Raw genomic sequence first — 12,455 nt, 5'->3', positions numbered from 1 at the left:
CACGCTCCCAGGACGCGGGTGCCGCGGCGCGACCGCCGCCCTCCGACGATCAGCGACCCTCTGACGAAAGGCGCCTTCGATGTCCCGCTCGCCCCTGGACTTCTACGCCGACCCTGGCTCCGGGGCCTGGGAAGAGATCGGCTTCGACCCCTACCCGGCCGGCCGCTCGCCCGCCGACGTGCCCCTGGCGCAACGCCCCCCGGCACGCGCGCTGCGGGACCTGCGCGACCGCTACGACGCGATCGTGGTGGGCAGCGGAGCCGGTGGCGGCGTCGCCGCGTTCGTGCTGGCCCGCAGCGGGGCGTCGGTCCTGGTGGTGGAGCGCGGCTCGTGGTTCGGCGCCCGCGACCTGGCGGCCGACCACGTGCGCAACCACCGCTTCTTCTCCGGCGGCGACCTCGACACACCTCCCGGGCACCCACGGGCCGTGCCCGGCGACGACGGCGAGGTCGCCGTCGAGTACGACGACCCGCGCTACCACCACAACGCGATCACCGTGGGCGGCGGCACCCGGTTCTTCGGCGCGCAGGCCTGGCGATTCCTGCCCGACGACTTCCGGATGGCCTCGCTGTACGGCGTCCCCGAAGGCTCGGCGCTGGCCGACTGGCCGATCACCTACGACGACCTCGAACCGTTCTACGACCAGGTCGAATGGGAGCTCGGCGTGGCCGGCCGCCCCCACCCCGAAGAGGGGCCCCGCCGACGCGACTACCCGATGGCCCCGTTCCGGCCGACCGCCGAGGCCGCCGTGCTCCAGGCCGGAGCCGAAGCACTCGGCTGGCCCACCGGAGCGGTCCCGCTGCTGCTGAACACCGAGCCCCGAAACGGCCGGGCCGCGTGCATCCGCTGCGGGCAGTGCGTCGGCTTCGCCTGCCCCGTCGACGCCCGCAACGGCACCCACAGCACCGTCCTGCCCCGCGCGCTCGACCTGGGAACCCACCTGATCAGTCAGGCACAGGTCACCCGGATCTCCGACGACGGCGACGTCGAGATCGCCGCCGGCGGCACCGCGCGGACCATCCACGCCGGACGGATCGTCCTGGCCGGCGGCGCGGTCGAGACACCCCGGCTGCTCCGGCTCAGCGGCCTGGGCAACGACTGGGTCGGCGACTGCCTCCAAGGCCACCTGTACGCCAACGTGTTCGGCCTGTTCGACCAGGACGTCCACGACGACCTCGGTCCCGGGCCCTCCGTCGCGACCCGGCACTTCTCCCACGGCAACGACGGCATCGTCGGCGGCGGCCTGCTCGGCCACGACTTCATCAAGATCCCCACCATGCACTACGCCCTGGGCCTGCCCCCGGACGCCGACCGCGCCGGGCCCGACGCGCGCCGCGCCCTGGCCGACGGCTACCGGCGCACCGTCACCATCCAGGGCCCGGTCCAGGAGATACCGACCCGCGAGGCGCGCGTCCGGCTCGCCACCACCGTCACCGACCACCTCGGGCTCCCCGTCGCCCGCCTCGAGGGCCTCCAGCACGCCGAGGACCTGCGCACCTGCGCCTTCCTGTCCGACCGCGCCGAGGAGTGGCTGCGCGCGTCCGGCGCCATCCGCACCTGGCGGACGGGCGCGCCGCACCGCGGGCTGTCCGGCGGCCAGCACCAGGCCGGCACCGCACGCATGTCCGACTCGCCCCGATACGGCGCCACCGACCCCGACGGCAAGCTCTGGGGAACCGACCGCGTCCACGTCGCCGACGCCAGCCTCCACGTCACCAACGGCGGCGCCAACCCCGTTCTGACCATCATGGCCCTCGCCTGGCGCACCGCCACCCACGCGGCGGCCGCCGGCTGACCGACCACTTCCACGGAAAGTGCCCGCCGAGTGTCCATTTGCGTCACGCTCATTCGTCGTTGAGAGAAGAAGGAGGTTGCCGATGAAATTCGCACTACTGCTCTTCGACCCCGAGGACTACTGGGACTCCGTCTCGGAGGAAGAGATGGGAGCGGCGCTGGCCGAGCACGCGGCTTTCGCTCAGTACCTGCAGAAACAGGGCATCGCGTTCTCGGGGGAGGCCCTGAAGCCGGCGAAGGAGGCCAGATCGCTGCGCCCGTCCGAGCAGGGCCCGGTCTCGGCCGACGGACCCTTCGTGACGCTGAGGCAGGACCTGGCCGGTTTCTACCTCATGGAATGCGCGGACCTGGACGAGGCCGAGGAGATCGCCCGTCACTGCCCCTTGGGCGCGGGCATCGAGATCCGCCCCGTCTGGGATGCGCCGTCCTGACCGGGCGGCCCCTGCGGTTCTCCGGCGCGTGTCCGTCGCGGGTGTCTCGGTGCTCAGGTGGATGAGCGCTGGAGGACGTGGGGATTGGTCGAGGCGTCAGCCGAGACGCCGGGGTGCTGGGCGGCCTGGCCGCCGCCGGCCAGGCTGGTGACGATCGTCTCGGCCCGGTGCCGGGCCACGTCGTGCAGGTCCCAGCAGACGGTGGTGAGCGGCGGAGCCGCCAGGCGAGCGGTGGGGATGTCGTCGGCTCCCACGACGGCCATGTCGCCGGGGATGGTGAGCCCGTGTTCGTGCAGGCCCGCGAGCACGGCCAGCGCGGTCTCGTCGTTGAAGGCGCACACGCCGGTCACCGCCTGTTCACGCCAGGCGGTGATGGCCTGCGCGGCGCTGGCGACCTCCAGATGCACGGTCAGCGTCACGGGAGGCTCGAGCCCGGCCTTCGCGCAAGCGTCGGTGGCGCCTTGCAGGCGTTCGCCGGCCATGTGCCGGAAGGCGGGATGGCCGGGCAGGGCGTAGCCCAGGCGCCGGTGGCCGCGGCTGATGAGGTGTTCGGCCTGCAGGCGGCCGACGTGCCACATCGGGGCGGCACCCTCGGTGTCGGTGGGCAGCACGAGATCGGCGCCGGCGCGGCGCAGGACCTGGACGGTGTCCTGGTCGAAGGACGAGAAGCCGACGACCACGGAGGCGTCGACGGCCGCGCACACGTCGGGCAGCGGCCGGCCGTGCGCTGCGGCGAGGTGGGTGACGAGCGTCAGGCCGTACGCAGCCAGCGCGGTGGCGAGCTCTTCGACGAAGCGGCTGATGCCCGCGCCGATGGGCAGGTCGGGGATGGCCAGGAGGACGACGTCGCTGCGCCCGGCGGCCAGGGAGCGGGCGGAGGCGTGCGGGCGGTAGTCCAGGTCGCGGGCGGCCTCCAGGACACGGCGCCGGGTCTCCTCGGTGATGCGCATCCCGGGCTTGTCGTTGAGCACGAAGCTCACGGTCGCGCGGGAGACGCCGGCGGCCCGGGCGACGTCGGAACTGGTGATCCGCTTGACGGGCATGCGGTCCTCTCATCGATCGCACGGGTGCCGAACTCAGACCCATGGTAGGACCTGTTCGCTAACGCGCGTAATCGGAGGTCAGTCCGACGCGAGCGTCCCGTCGCCGAGCCGCGCGACCATGCCGTGCCCGCCGTCCGCGGACCACACCGCCTGCCCCTCCTGCCTCCAGGGCCCGGTGACCTGCCCGGACGAGGAGCGGGTCACCACAGAGCTGTGGGAACACGGGTGAGGAACAGGGTGAAGGGGATGCCGCCGGCCACGATGCTCGCGGCCAGGGCCACGAGCATGACGGGCGGGTTGATGAAGCCGAGCATGCTGAGCGCGTACACGATGACGAGGTAGAGGGCGCCGAAGACGCCGATGTTGATGAGGTCTTTCGGGCTCATGCGCAGGTCGAGGCGGCGCTCGGCGGGGGCGGCGGTGGTCATGGGGTTCCCTTTCGGCGGAGTTGCCAGCCGCTGGCGCGGACGCGCTCGGTCCAGAAGCGTGCGTACGTGCCGGCGGCGGCGAGCAGGGCGTCGTGGTCGCCGTGTTCGGTGATCCGGCCCCGGTCGAGGACGAGGATGCGGTCGGCGGCGACCACGGTGGACAGGCGGTGGGCGACGACGATGACGGTGCGGTCGCGGGCCAGCTCGGCGATGGCGTCGGCGACGGCGGCCTCGTTGGCCGGGTCGAGCGCGGCGGTGGCCTCGTCGAGCAGCACGATGGGGGCGTCCTTGAGCAGGGCGCGGGCGATCGAGACGCGCTGTTTCTCCCCGCCGGACAGGGTGGAGCCGGCCTCGCCGACGCGGGTGTGCCAGCCGTCCGGGAGGCGTTCGACGACCTCGTCGAGGCGGGCGACGCGGGCCACCCGGTCCAGGTCGGCGTCGCTCGCGTCGGGGGCGGCCATGCGCAGGTTGTCGGCGATGGTGCCCTCGAACAGGTAGACGTCCTGGAAGACCTGGGCGGTCAGCCGGGAGACGCCGGCGCTGCCGAGCTCGCGCACGTCGCGGCCGCCGATGCGGATCGAGCCCTCGCCGACGTCGAAGAAGCGGCCGATGAGTTTGAGCAGCGTGCTCTTGCCGGAGCCGGACGGGCCCACGACGGCCGTGAAGCTGCCGGCGGGGATCGTGACGTCGATCCCGTGGAGGACGGCGGGGCCGTCGTCGTAGCCGAAGCGCACCCCGGACAGCTCGATGTCGATGCCGGCGGGTTCGGCGGGCTCGGCCGGTTCGGGCAGCGGCGGCACCGCCAGCAGCGCCCGTACCCTGCCGATGGCGTCGGCGTTGACCTGCACGGTGCCGGCGAGCTCGCCGAGTTGCGAGATCGGGTCGAGCATGCGCAGCGTCAGGATCATCAGGCCGATCATGACCGCGACGGTCATGGTGCCCTGGAGGGTGAGGACGACCGTGAGCGCGATGACGGCCGTGACCACCAGTTGCAGGGTGCCGAAGAACGCGATGAGCCCCCACGCCCCGCGGATCGTCAGCCGCGACTGCGAGCCCTGCTGGCGGACCAGGGCCTCCTCCAGCGTGCCGAGCTCCGGCCGGTCCAGCACGCCGTAGGCGCGCAGGGTCGGCTGCCGGCGGGCGTACTCGACGATGCGCGAGGCGCTGACGCCGATGTCGTGCTCGTAGTCGTCGTCGTTGCGCCGCACGATCACCATGAGCAGCCGCAGGGCGAGCGCGCACAGCGCCGCGCCGGCGGCGAAGGCCAGGCCGATCCGCCAGTCGAGCAGGAAGCTGCCGGCGATCATGGTTGCGGGTGCGGTGACGCCGACGACGACGTGGCGCAGCAGGTGGGCGGGGATGTTGGCGACGTCCATCGTGCCCTTGCCGAGCATGCGCCCGATCGGCCCGGTACGGTCGCCGCGGAACCAGCCGATCGGCAGCGCGGCGAGGTGGTTGCCGATGCGCTCTTGGAAGCCGGTCAGCACGTCGGTGCCGACGACGTACCCCAGGGACGTGCTCCACGCGAGCAGCGCGTGGTGGGCGGCGACCGCGACGGCGATGGCCCCCGCCCACGTCCAGAAGCGGCCCCAGTCGACCGGCGGGCTGGTGAGGGCCGCCACGAGCGGGGCCACGAACAGGTAGCCCAGCCCCTGCAGGACGCCCTGCGCCGCCTGGGCCGCGAGCATGACGCGCAGGTGCCGGCGACGGCGCTCGTCGAGCAGCTCGGACAGGTAGCGGATCATCGCGATCATCAGCGGGCCTCCAGCCTCTGCGTGGTGTCCTCGCGGGCGCGCTGGTCGTGCTGCCACAGCCGCGCGTACAGGCCTTGGCGGGCGAGCAGCTCCTCGTGGCGGCCCTGCTCGACCAGGCGGCCCGCGTCGAGGACGACGATCCGGTCCGCGCCGCGGACGGTGCTCAGCCGGTGCGCGATGACCAGCACGGTACGGCCGCGCGCGACCTCGCTGAGCGCGTCCTGGATGCGGGCCTCGTTCTCCGGATCGGCGCTCGCGGTCGCCTCGTCGAGCACCAGCACCGGCCGGTCGGCCAGGATCGCCCGCGCGCGACGCACACCCGCTGCCGCTCACCTCCGGACAGCTCCGCGTCCTCGCCCGCCACCGAGTCCAGCCCGCGCGGCAACTCGTCGAGGCGGTCCAGGATCTGCGCCTTGGCCGCCGCGGCGCGCACGGCCTCGTCATCGGCGTCGGGGCGGGCCAGGCGGATGTTGTCGCGGATGCTCATGCGCAGCAGGGCCGGATCCTGGAAGACGAAGGCCACGTGCCGGTACAGCTCGGCGGGGTCGATGTTACGCAGGTCGACGCCGTACAGCCGCACGGAGCCCTGCTGCGGGTCGTCGAAGCGGGGCAGCAGCTTGGCCAGCGTGGACTTGCCGGACCCGGACGGGCCGACCAGCGCGGTGACCGTGCCCCGCGCCAGCTCGAGATCGACGCCGTCGAGCGCGACCGTGTCGCCATAGGCGAACCGCACCCCGCGCAGGCGGACCACCGGACCGGGAGTGCGGGGGTCGGGCACGACCGGGTTCGCCGGGACCGGCAACTCCGGGGTGGCGAGCACCTCGCGGATGCCGCGCGCCACGCTGAGCGCCGTGACCAGCGGATGGATCGACATCATGACCGTCATCAGCCCCGCGGTGGTGACCGTCCCGAACACCAGGAACGCGATCAGGCTGGTCAGTGGCAGCTGCCCCGACGCGGTGAGCACGCCTCCCACCGCGGCCATGACGACGAGCACGCTCGGCGGCGACAGCAGGATCTCGGCGAGGACCGAGGCCCTGGTGGTCGATCTCGCCCAGTCCAGGAAGAAGCGGGCGAAACTCCGGGACACCTCCTGGAACCGGCGGCCGGCCACCCCCGGCGTGCCGAACGCCTTGACCACCCCGATGCCGTTGACGAACTCGACGGCGGCACCGCTCAGCCGGGTCAGCCACGCCATGAACTCCGGATATTTCGTGCCCGCGCCGGCCATCGCCCGCTGGTACACGATCAGCCCGACGACCAGCGGAAGCAGGCTGACCAGCGCCATCCGCCAGTCCACGGCGAGCAGATAGACGATCGAGACCGCCACGGGGACGGCGGCGGCCGTGACCTCCACCACGGAGTGGGCGATGAGCTGGTGCAGCGCGGCGACGTCGTCCTCGACCGTCTTCTTCACGATCCCCGAGTTGCGGTCGGTGAACCAGCCGAGGGGCAGCCGGCGCAGCTTGCCGAGGAGCTCCCGGCGGATCCTGAACGACACCCGGATGTCGGCCAGATGCGTCAGCACCCCCGCGCCGAAGGTGCCGAACTGCTTGACGGCCAGGGCCACGAGCGCCACGACGATGATCGGCCACACGTCCGTGTCCCCGTGCAGCAGCCGCCGGCTGATCTCGACGACGGCGATCAGCGGCGCCATCCCGGCGAGCGCGCTGATCCCGGTCAGGACACCACAGCCGATCAGGGTGGCGCGGGCCGGAGCCAGCACCGAAGGCGCCTCGCGCGCCGATGGGACCGTAGGAGCGGACATGCGTCACCCTTCGCAGCGAAGCTTCCAGATTTCGTCAGGCCCGGCAAATGATAATCATTATCAACGGATTGCGTAACCCATTACAACGCCGACAATTCGCGGCGGGCGTCCGCCACGAGGGCGACGGCCAGTCCCGTGACGGCGAGGGCGACGGCGGGCACGACCGCGAGACGCGGCGCGGCGACCAGCAGCGGGGTGGCCTCGCTCACCATGCCGCCCCAGTCGGTGTCGGGAGGGGGCAGCCCGATGCCGAGGAAGCTGAGCGAGGTGACGGCGATCAGCGTGCGCGCGAGGTCCGCGGTGGCGACAGTCAGCACGGGGCCGGCGACGTACGGTCCGATGGTGCGCCGCAGCAGGTAGAACGGGGACGCGCCGATGGCTCGTACGGCCACGACGTGGTCGGCGGAGGCCACTTGCCGGGTCGCCGTATGGGCGACCAGGCCGCAGCTCACCCAGCCGAGCGGCACGAGGGCGATCAGGACGGTCAGGTACCCGGGCCGCAGGACGCCCGCCAGCGCGAGCGCGAGCGTGAGCCCGGGCAGGGCGAGCGCGACGGTCGCGGCGAAGCGCAGCAGCCGGTCGGACAGCCCGCCGGCCAGCCCGGCCGCGGTGCCGGCGATCGTGCCCAGCGCCGTGGTGACCGCGGTGATGGCGAACGCCACCAGCAGGGAGGTGCGGCCGGCCGTGGCCGTTCTGGTGAGGAGGTCCCGGCCGAGCTGGTCGGTGCCGAGCCAGTGCCCGGGACCGGGCGGCAGCAGGGCCCGCCCCAGATCGGGCCGGCTCGGGTCGTACCCGGTCAGCATCGGCGTGAGCAGGCAGAACAGCACGACCAGCACGAACAGGGCAGCCCCGGCGCGGCCCCTCATCGGCGGCGCAGCCGCGGGTCGAGGGCCGCCAGGCACAGCTCGGTCAGCGCCAGGAGCAGGACCGTCGCCACCCCGATGACCAGCACGTACGCCTGCACGACGGGCAGGTCCCGCTGCCGGATCGCCGTCACGGCGAGCTGCCCCACGCCGGGCCAGGCGAACAGCGTCTCCACCACCACCGCCCCGGCCAGCAGCTCCGCCAGCACCAGGCTCCCGGCCGTGATCGCGTTCGGCGCGGCCACGCGCAGGGCATGGACGGCGACCGTACGCCGGCGCGGCAGCCCCTTGACGGCGGCGAGCTTGACGAACGGCAGCCGCAGGGCCCGCGCCAGGTCGGCCCGGAGCAGTCGCAGCAGGGTCGCGGCCCCGGCCAGGCCGAGGGTGAGCGCGGGCAGCACCACCGCGCCGGGACCTCCGTCGCCGCCCGTGGGAAGGGCGCGCAAACCCACCGCCACCACGCTGATCAGCAGGATCCCCACGATGTAGGGAGGGATGCCGGCGATCGCCACAGTCACGAGCGCGAGGGCGCGGCCGTCGAGCGCCCGCGGCCGGAACGCGCCCCTGAGCGCGGCGAGCACCGCGAGCCCGACCGCGACCGCCGCCGCGGCGGCCGCCAGCCGGAGTGTCGCCGGGATCCGCGAGAGGATCTCGGCCGCCACCGGCGACCGGTCGGCGTAGGAGCGGCCGAGGTCGCCGCGCAGCACGTCGCGCAACCACCGCAGGTACTGGCTGAACAGCGGCTGGTCGAGGCCGAGTTCGGCGCGCAGCGCCGCGACGCCGGCCGCCGTCGGCTGGATACCGCCGCGGCGCAGGATCTCCTCGGCCGGGTCGCCCGGCGCGAGCGAGGTCAGCAGGAAGACCAGCACCGACAGCGCCAGGAGCACGAGCAGCAGCTCCGCGCCGCGCCGCAGGAGGATGGCCGTCACTTCCGGGGCGCCAGTTTGCCCAGGTCGACGATGTAGGCGACGTTCTGCGTCACCCCGCTGACCTCGGTGGTCGTCACGATGGGATTGTCCTGGTAGGCCAGCGCGATCATCGGGCGGTCGGTGGCCAGCAGCCGCTGGATCCGGTGGTACAGCTCGCGACGCGCGGCCGGGTCCGTCAGTGCCGCGGCCTGGTCGACCAGCTCGTCGAACCGGGCGTTGCGGTAGCCGAGCCGGCGTTCGACGTTCCAGGACGCGTCCGAGCGCAGGAACCGGCGGAACAGGTAGTCGGCGTCGCCGTTGGGCACGCTGTACGCGCTGAGGAAGAGGTCGTAGTCCCCGGCCTCCATCACGGACTTGGTGGCCTCCGCCACGGTCACCTTCGCGGGCAGGCCCACCTGCTCCAGGGAGACGCGCAGCACCTCGGCGATGTCGGTGTAGGGGAACTGGCCGGTCTCGGCCGACGAGATCAGGATGGTCACGGGCCCGGCCGGCGGCCCCGCCGCGGCCACCAGCTCGCGCGCCCTGCCGGGATCATGAGCCGCCGTGATGCCGGGGTCGGCGAGGTCGCCGAAGGCCGGCGACAGGAACCCGGCACCCGCCTCGGCGGTGCCCGCCAGCAGCTTGGCGGCGATGGCCCGCCGGTCGACGGCCAGGTCGGCCGCCTCGCGCAGGCGGGCGTCGGAGAACGGCTTCCGCGAGGCGTTGAACGTCAGGTAGTGCGTCAGCACCGAGGGGCTGCGGACGACTCGGAAGCCGCCGTCACCGGCGACCGCGGCGACCTGGCCCGGCAGCAGCGCGCCCTTGTCGATCAGCCCGTCGACCTCTCCGGCCCGTAACGCGGCGACCCGGGCGTTGGCGTCGGGGATCACCCTGACCACGATCTTGTCGTAGGCGGGGGCGGCGCCGTAGTAGTGCGGGTTGGCGGCGAGCACGGCCCGCTGCCCCTTGGCCCACTCCACCAGCGTGTACGGCCCCGTGCCCACGGGCTTGCCGGCGAAGTCGCCCGAGGCGGCGAACGCCTTCGGCGACTGGATCATGCTGTAGAAGCCCGCCAGCCTGCCCGGCAGGTCGGCCACGGCCTCCTTCAGGTCGAACACCACCTTGCCGCCCTCGGCGCGGACGTCCGCCACCTTGCCGTACGCCGCCTCCATCCCGGCGTCGAGGCTGAAGAAGGCCGACTGGCGGGGCGCGATCCGCAGGAACCGCTCGACGTTGGCCACCGCCGCCTCGGCGGTCAGCGGTGTGCCGTCGCTGAACCGCACGCCCTCGCGCAGCGTGAACGTCCAGCGCCGCCCGCCGTCCGCGACCGCCCACGAGGCCGCCAGCGCCGGGACGGGCCGCAGCCGGTCGTCCACCGTCACCAGCGGCTCCCACACCCGTAACGTCTGGTGGGTGTAGTAGGGATCCGCGGGACCGGCGACGAGGTCGCGCGGGGCCGCCAAGGTGAGCTGCGTCCCGTCCTCGCCGGCGCCGGGCGCCTGACCGCCGCACCCGGCGAGGGTCATTCCCAGGAGCGCCATCAACATGATCGTGGCTCGTCTTCGCACTGTGATCTCCCGCAGAGGTGGTGACCTGGCAAGCAAACGATAACCGTATTCACGCCGCGGCCGCTCTCGCGGTGGCCGCCCGTCGTTACTCGTACGGCTCTGCTGGTTGCTCGATGCCGGTCACGCTGGTGGCGGTCACGGCCGGGACCGCATAGTCATCGGGCACCCCGTGCTGCCACGGGATCCACGTGCCCGTGACCGCCACCCACGAGTCCTCGGCCGGTGCGGGCGCCCCGTGGACGGCGACCTCCAGCGCGAGCGCGTCGGCGGCGCAGCAGCGGAGCTGCATCCGGGCCAGATACCAGCCCCTGCCGTCCTCGGCCGGGACGGCGAAGCCGATCAGCCTGACCTGCCTGCCCGCGAGCGACGGGCCCGACGGCGCGTAGGCGCGCCCGATGAACTCGCCCAGCGTCAGCTCCGTCACCTCGCTCCCGGCCAGCGCGTGATAGGCCGCGGTCCGGGGCGGTGCCGGCGGGCCGTCGGTGCGCCGGGCCGCGAAGGCGCCGAGCGCGGGCGGGGCGACGAGCACGAGGGCGAACACGGGCGCGGCCAGCAACCACGCCACCCTCGGGCCGTGGCCGTGGCCGTGGCCGTGGCCGTGGCCGTGGTCATGGTCATGGTCATGGGCAGCGGGCCGGCCCAGCACGTCCGCGACGACGGAGAGCAGGCCGAGAACCGCCAGCACCGCACCGGCTCCGATGAGCAGCGGCCGGAAACCGGGTTTGACGTAATTGACGTACGTCGTGGAGAACGCGGAGATGCTCAGCAGCGCCGCGCCGAGGATCAGCAGGACGGCCCCTTGCGCCTGGCGGCTCACAGGAACATCCAGCCCGCGACGAAGCTGACCCCGATCGCGAGAGCCAGCGTGAGCGGTGCGAAACGCCACGTGAAGGCCCGGCCGAAGGTGCCGGCCTGCAGGGCGATGAGCTTCAGGTCCACCATCGGGCCGACCACCAGGAACGCCAGCTTGGCCGTCGGGGAGAACGCCGTGAGCGAGGCCGCCACGAACGCGTCGGCCTCCGAGCAGATCGACAGCAGCACCGCCAGCAGGGCCAGGACCAGCACGGACACCACCGGCACCCCGGCCACCGCGGTCAGCCAGTCGCGGGGGATCAGCACGTTGAGGGTCGCCGCGGCCAGCGCGCCGACGACCAGGAACCCGCCGGCGTGCAGCAGGTCATGGCGCATCGTGTCCAGGAAGGCGGCTACCCTGCCCTGGCCCGCCTCGGCCGGACGGCGCGGCGCCGGCAGCCACGCGGCGCGCCCGAACCGCGCCCAGATCCAGCCGGCCAGCACGGCCACCGCCAGCGAGGCGGCGAACCTGGCGACCACCATCTCCGGGTCGTCCGGGAAGGCCACGGCGGTGGCGACCAGCACCACGGGGTTGATCGCCGGAGAGGCCAGCAGGAACGCCAGCGCCGCCGGCGCCGCCACGCCGCGCGCCATCAGCCCGGAGGCCACCGGCACGGACGCGCACTCGCAGCCGGGCAAGATCGCCCCGGCCATCCCGGCCACCGGCACCGCCGCCCAGGTGCGCCTGGGCAGTGCCCGCGTCCAGAACGACGCGGGCACGAAGGCGGTGATGGCCGCCGACAGCGCGACCCCGAACACCAGGAACGGCAGCGCCTGAACGCACACCGCCACGAACACGGTCGCCCAGGTCCGCAGCCCCGGGCCCGTCAGATGCGGAGCCAGCAGGAACCGCCCCGCCACCAGCAGCGCCACCAGCACCATGAACGCCCACGGCAGCCGGAACGGGTGGCTGCCCGCGCGATCCGGCGCAACGCGGTCCCCAGGACCCGGCCGGTCCGTGGTGCTCGGCTGTGTCATCGCCCTCCCCGTCCGCCGCCGGCAGCAGACTAGCCGGTTATCTCATGACATCTGCGCGAATCGCCCGC

13 protein-coding genes are annotated in these 12,455 nt (G+C 73.4%); 2 read left to right on the top strand and 11 right to left on the bottom strand.

Annotated features, from left to right (window positions below):
• Nucleotides 1-79: 79 nt before the first annotated feature.
• Both ACBJ59_RS25195 and ACBJ59_RS25190 read left to right on the top strand, forming a co-directional pair.
• Complete coding sequence (locus tag ACBJ59_RS25195; RefSeq protein ID WP_375112702.1) at nucleotides 80-1,795, top strand: GMC oxidoreductase; 1,716 nt, start codon at nucleotides 80-82, stop codon at nucleotides 1,793-1,795.
• 82 nt (nucleotides 1,796-1,877) lie between these two features.
• Nucleotides 1,878-2,225: a YciI family protein gene (locus ACBJ59_RS25190; protein WP_375112701.1), complete on the top strand. Its 348-nt coding sequence runs from the start codon at nucleotides 1,878-1,880 to the stop codon at nucleotides 2,223-2,225.
• A 53-nt stretch (nucleotides 2,226-2,278) separates the two neighbouring features.
• On the opposite strand, the gene ACBJ59_RS25185 is transcribed toward ACBJ59_RS25190, so the two are convergent.
• The 11 genes from ACBJ59_RS25185 to ACBJ59_RS25135 all read right to left on the bottom strand — a co-directional run bounded on the left by ACBJ59_RS25185 (nucleotide 2,279) and on the right by ACBJ59_RS25135 (nucleotide 12,387).
• The gene (locus tag ACBJ59_RS25185; RefSeq protein WP_375112700.1) at nucleotides 2,279-3,268 is read right to left on the bottom strand and encodes a LacI family DNA-binding transcriptional regulator; all 990 of its coding nucleotides are present in this window, start codon (nucleotides 3,266-3,268) and stop codon (nucleotides 2,279-2,281) included.
• A gap of 78 nt (nucleotides 3,269-3,346) precedes the next feature.
• Nucleotides 3,347-3,472 carry a hypothetical protein gene (locus tag ACBJ59_RS25180; protein WP_375112699.1) on the bottom strand — a complete coding sequence of 42 codons (126 nt, stop codon included), beginning with the start codon at nucleotides 3,470-3,472 and terminating at the stop codon, nucleotides 3,347-3,349.
• Nucleotides 3,469-3,696 carry an MptD family putative ECF transporter S component gene (locus ACBJ59_RS25175; protein WP_375112698.1) on the bottom strand — a complete coding sequence of 76 codons (228 nt, stop codon included), beginning with the start codon at nucleotides 3,694-3,696 and terminating at the stop codon, nucleotides 3,469-3,471. The genes ACBJ59_RS25180 and ACBJ59_RS25175 overlap by 4 nt, the downstream gene beginning before the upstream one ends.
• A complete protein-coding gene (locus tag ACBJ59_RS25170; protein WP_375112697.1) occupies nucleotides 3,693-5,450 on the bottom strand; it encodes an ABC transporter ATP-binding protein in 1,758 nt (585 codons plus the stop codon). The genes ACBJ59_RS25175 and ACBJ59_RS25170 overlap by 4 nt, the downstream gene beginning before the upstream one ends.
• A complete protein-coding gene (locus ACBJ59_RS25165; RefSeq protein ID WP_375112696.1) occupies nucleotides 5,450-5,638 on the bottom strand; it encodes a hypothetical protein in 189 nt (62 codons plus the stop codon). Before ACBJ59_RS25165 ends, ACBJ59_RS25170 begins: the two co-directional genes overlap by 1 nt.
• Nucleotides 5,614-7,218, bottom strand: a complete 1,605-nt coding sequence (locus ACBJ59_RS25160) for an ABC transporter ATP-binding protein (protein WP_375112695.1) — start codon at nucleotides 7,216-7,218, stop codon at nucleotides 5,614-5,616. The genes ACBJ59_RS25165 and ACBJ59_RS25160 overlap by 25 nt, the downstream gene beginning before the upstream one ends.
• Before the next feature lie 80 nt (nucleotides 7,219-7,298).
• Nucleotides 7,299-8,084: an ABC transporter permease gene (locus ACBJ59_RS25155; protein WP_375112694.1), complete on the bottom strand. Its 786-nt coding sequence runs from the start codon at nucleotides 8,082-8,084 to the stop codon at nucleotides 7,299-7,301.
• Nucleotides 8,081-9,010 (bottom strand): ABC transporter permease, encoded by a 930-nt coding sequence (locus tag ACBJ59_RS25150; protein WP_375112693.1) that lies wholly within the window; start codon nucleotides 9,008-9,010, stop codon nucleotides 8,081-8,083. Before ACBJ59_RS25150 ends, ACBJ59_RS25155 begins: the two co-directional genes overlap by 4 nt.
• Nucleotides 9,007-10,530, bottom strand: a complete 1,524-nt coding sequence (locus ACBJ59_RS25145; protein WP_375112692.1) for an ABC transporter substrate-binding protein — start codon at nucleotides 10,528-10,530, stop codon at nucleotides 9,007-9,009. Before ACBJ59_RS25145 ends, ACBJ59_RS25150 begins: the two co-directional genes overlap by 4 nt.
• Nucleotides 10,531-10,642: 112 nt before the next feature.
• On the bottom strand, nucleotides 10,643-11,374 hold the full coding sequence (locus ACBJ59_RS25140; protein ID WP_375112691.1) for a TIGR03943 family protein: 732 nt from the start codon (nucleotides 11,372-11,374) through the stop codon (nucleotides 10,643-10,645).
• Nucleotides 11,371-12,387 carry a permease gene (locus ACBJ59_RS25135; RefSeq protein ID WP_375112690.1) on the bottom strand — a complete coding sequence of 339 codons (1,017 nt, stop codon included), beginning with the start codon at nucleotides 12,385-12,387 and terminating at the stop codon, nucleotides 11,371-11,373. The genes ACBJ59_RS25140 and ACBJ59_RS25135 overlap by 4 nt, the downstream gene beginning before the upstream one ends.
• Between the last annotated feature and the right edge of the window lie 68 nt (nucleotides 12,388-12,455).

The organism is Nonomuraea sp. MTCD27, assembly GCF_041950495.1.
Lineage (GTDB): Bacteria > Actinomycetota > Actinomycetes > Streptosporangiales > Streptosporangiaceae > Nonomuraea.
This window is presented reverse-complemented; position numbering and strand designations above follow the sequence as displayed.

What these genes read in the sequence shown, in the direction of transcription:
- ACBJ59_RS25170 (WP_375112697.1), bottom strand. Translation starts at nt 5,450, where the DNA reads ATGATCGCGATGATCCGCTACCTGTCCGAGCTGCTCGACGAGCGCCGT.
- ACBJ59_RS25175 (WP_375112698.1), bottom strand. Translation starts at nt 3,696, where the DNA reads ATGACCACCGCCGCCCCCGCCGAGCGCCGCCTCGACCTGCGCATGAGC.
- ACBJ59_RS25135 (WP_375112690.1), bottom strand. Translation starts at nt 12,387, where the DNA reads ATGACACAGCCGAGCACCACGGACCGGCCGGGTCCTGGGGACCGCGTT.
- ACBJ59_RS25145 (WP_375112692.1), bottom strand. Translation starts at nt 10,530, where the DNA reads ATGGCGCTCCTGGGAATGACCCTCGCCGGGTGCGGCGGTCAGGCGCCC.
- ACBJ59_RS25185 (WP_375112700.1), bottom strand. Translation starts at nt 3,268, where the DNA reads ATGCCCGTCAAGCGGATCACCAGTTCCGACGTCGCCCGGGCCGCCGGC.
- ACBJ59_RS25195 (WP_375112702.1), top strand. Translation starts at nt 80, where the DNA reads ATGTCCCGCTCGCCCCTGGACTTCTACGCCGACCCTGGCTCCGGGGCC.
- ACBJ59_RS25160 (WP_375112695.1), bottom strand. Translation starts at nt 7,218, where the DNA reads ATGTCCGCTCCTACGGTCCCATCGGCGCGCGAGGCGCCTTCGGTGCTG.
- ACBJ59_RS25190 (WP_375112701.1), top strand. Translation starts at nt 1,878, where the DNA reads ATGAAATTCGCACTACTGCTCTTCGACCCCGAGGACTACTGGGACTCC.
- ACBJ59_RS25155 (WP_375112694.1), bottom strand. Translation starts at nt 8,084, where the DNA reads ATGAGGGGCCGCGCCGGGGCTGCCCTGTTCGTGCTGGTCGTGCTGTTC.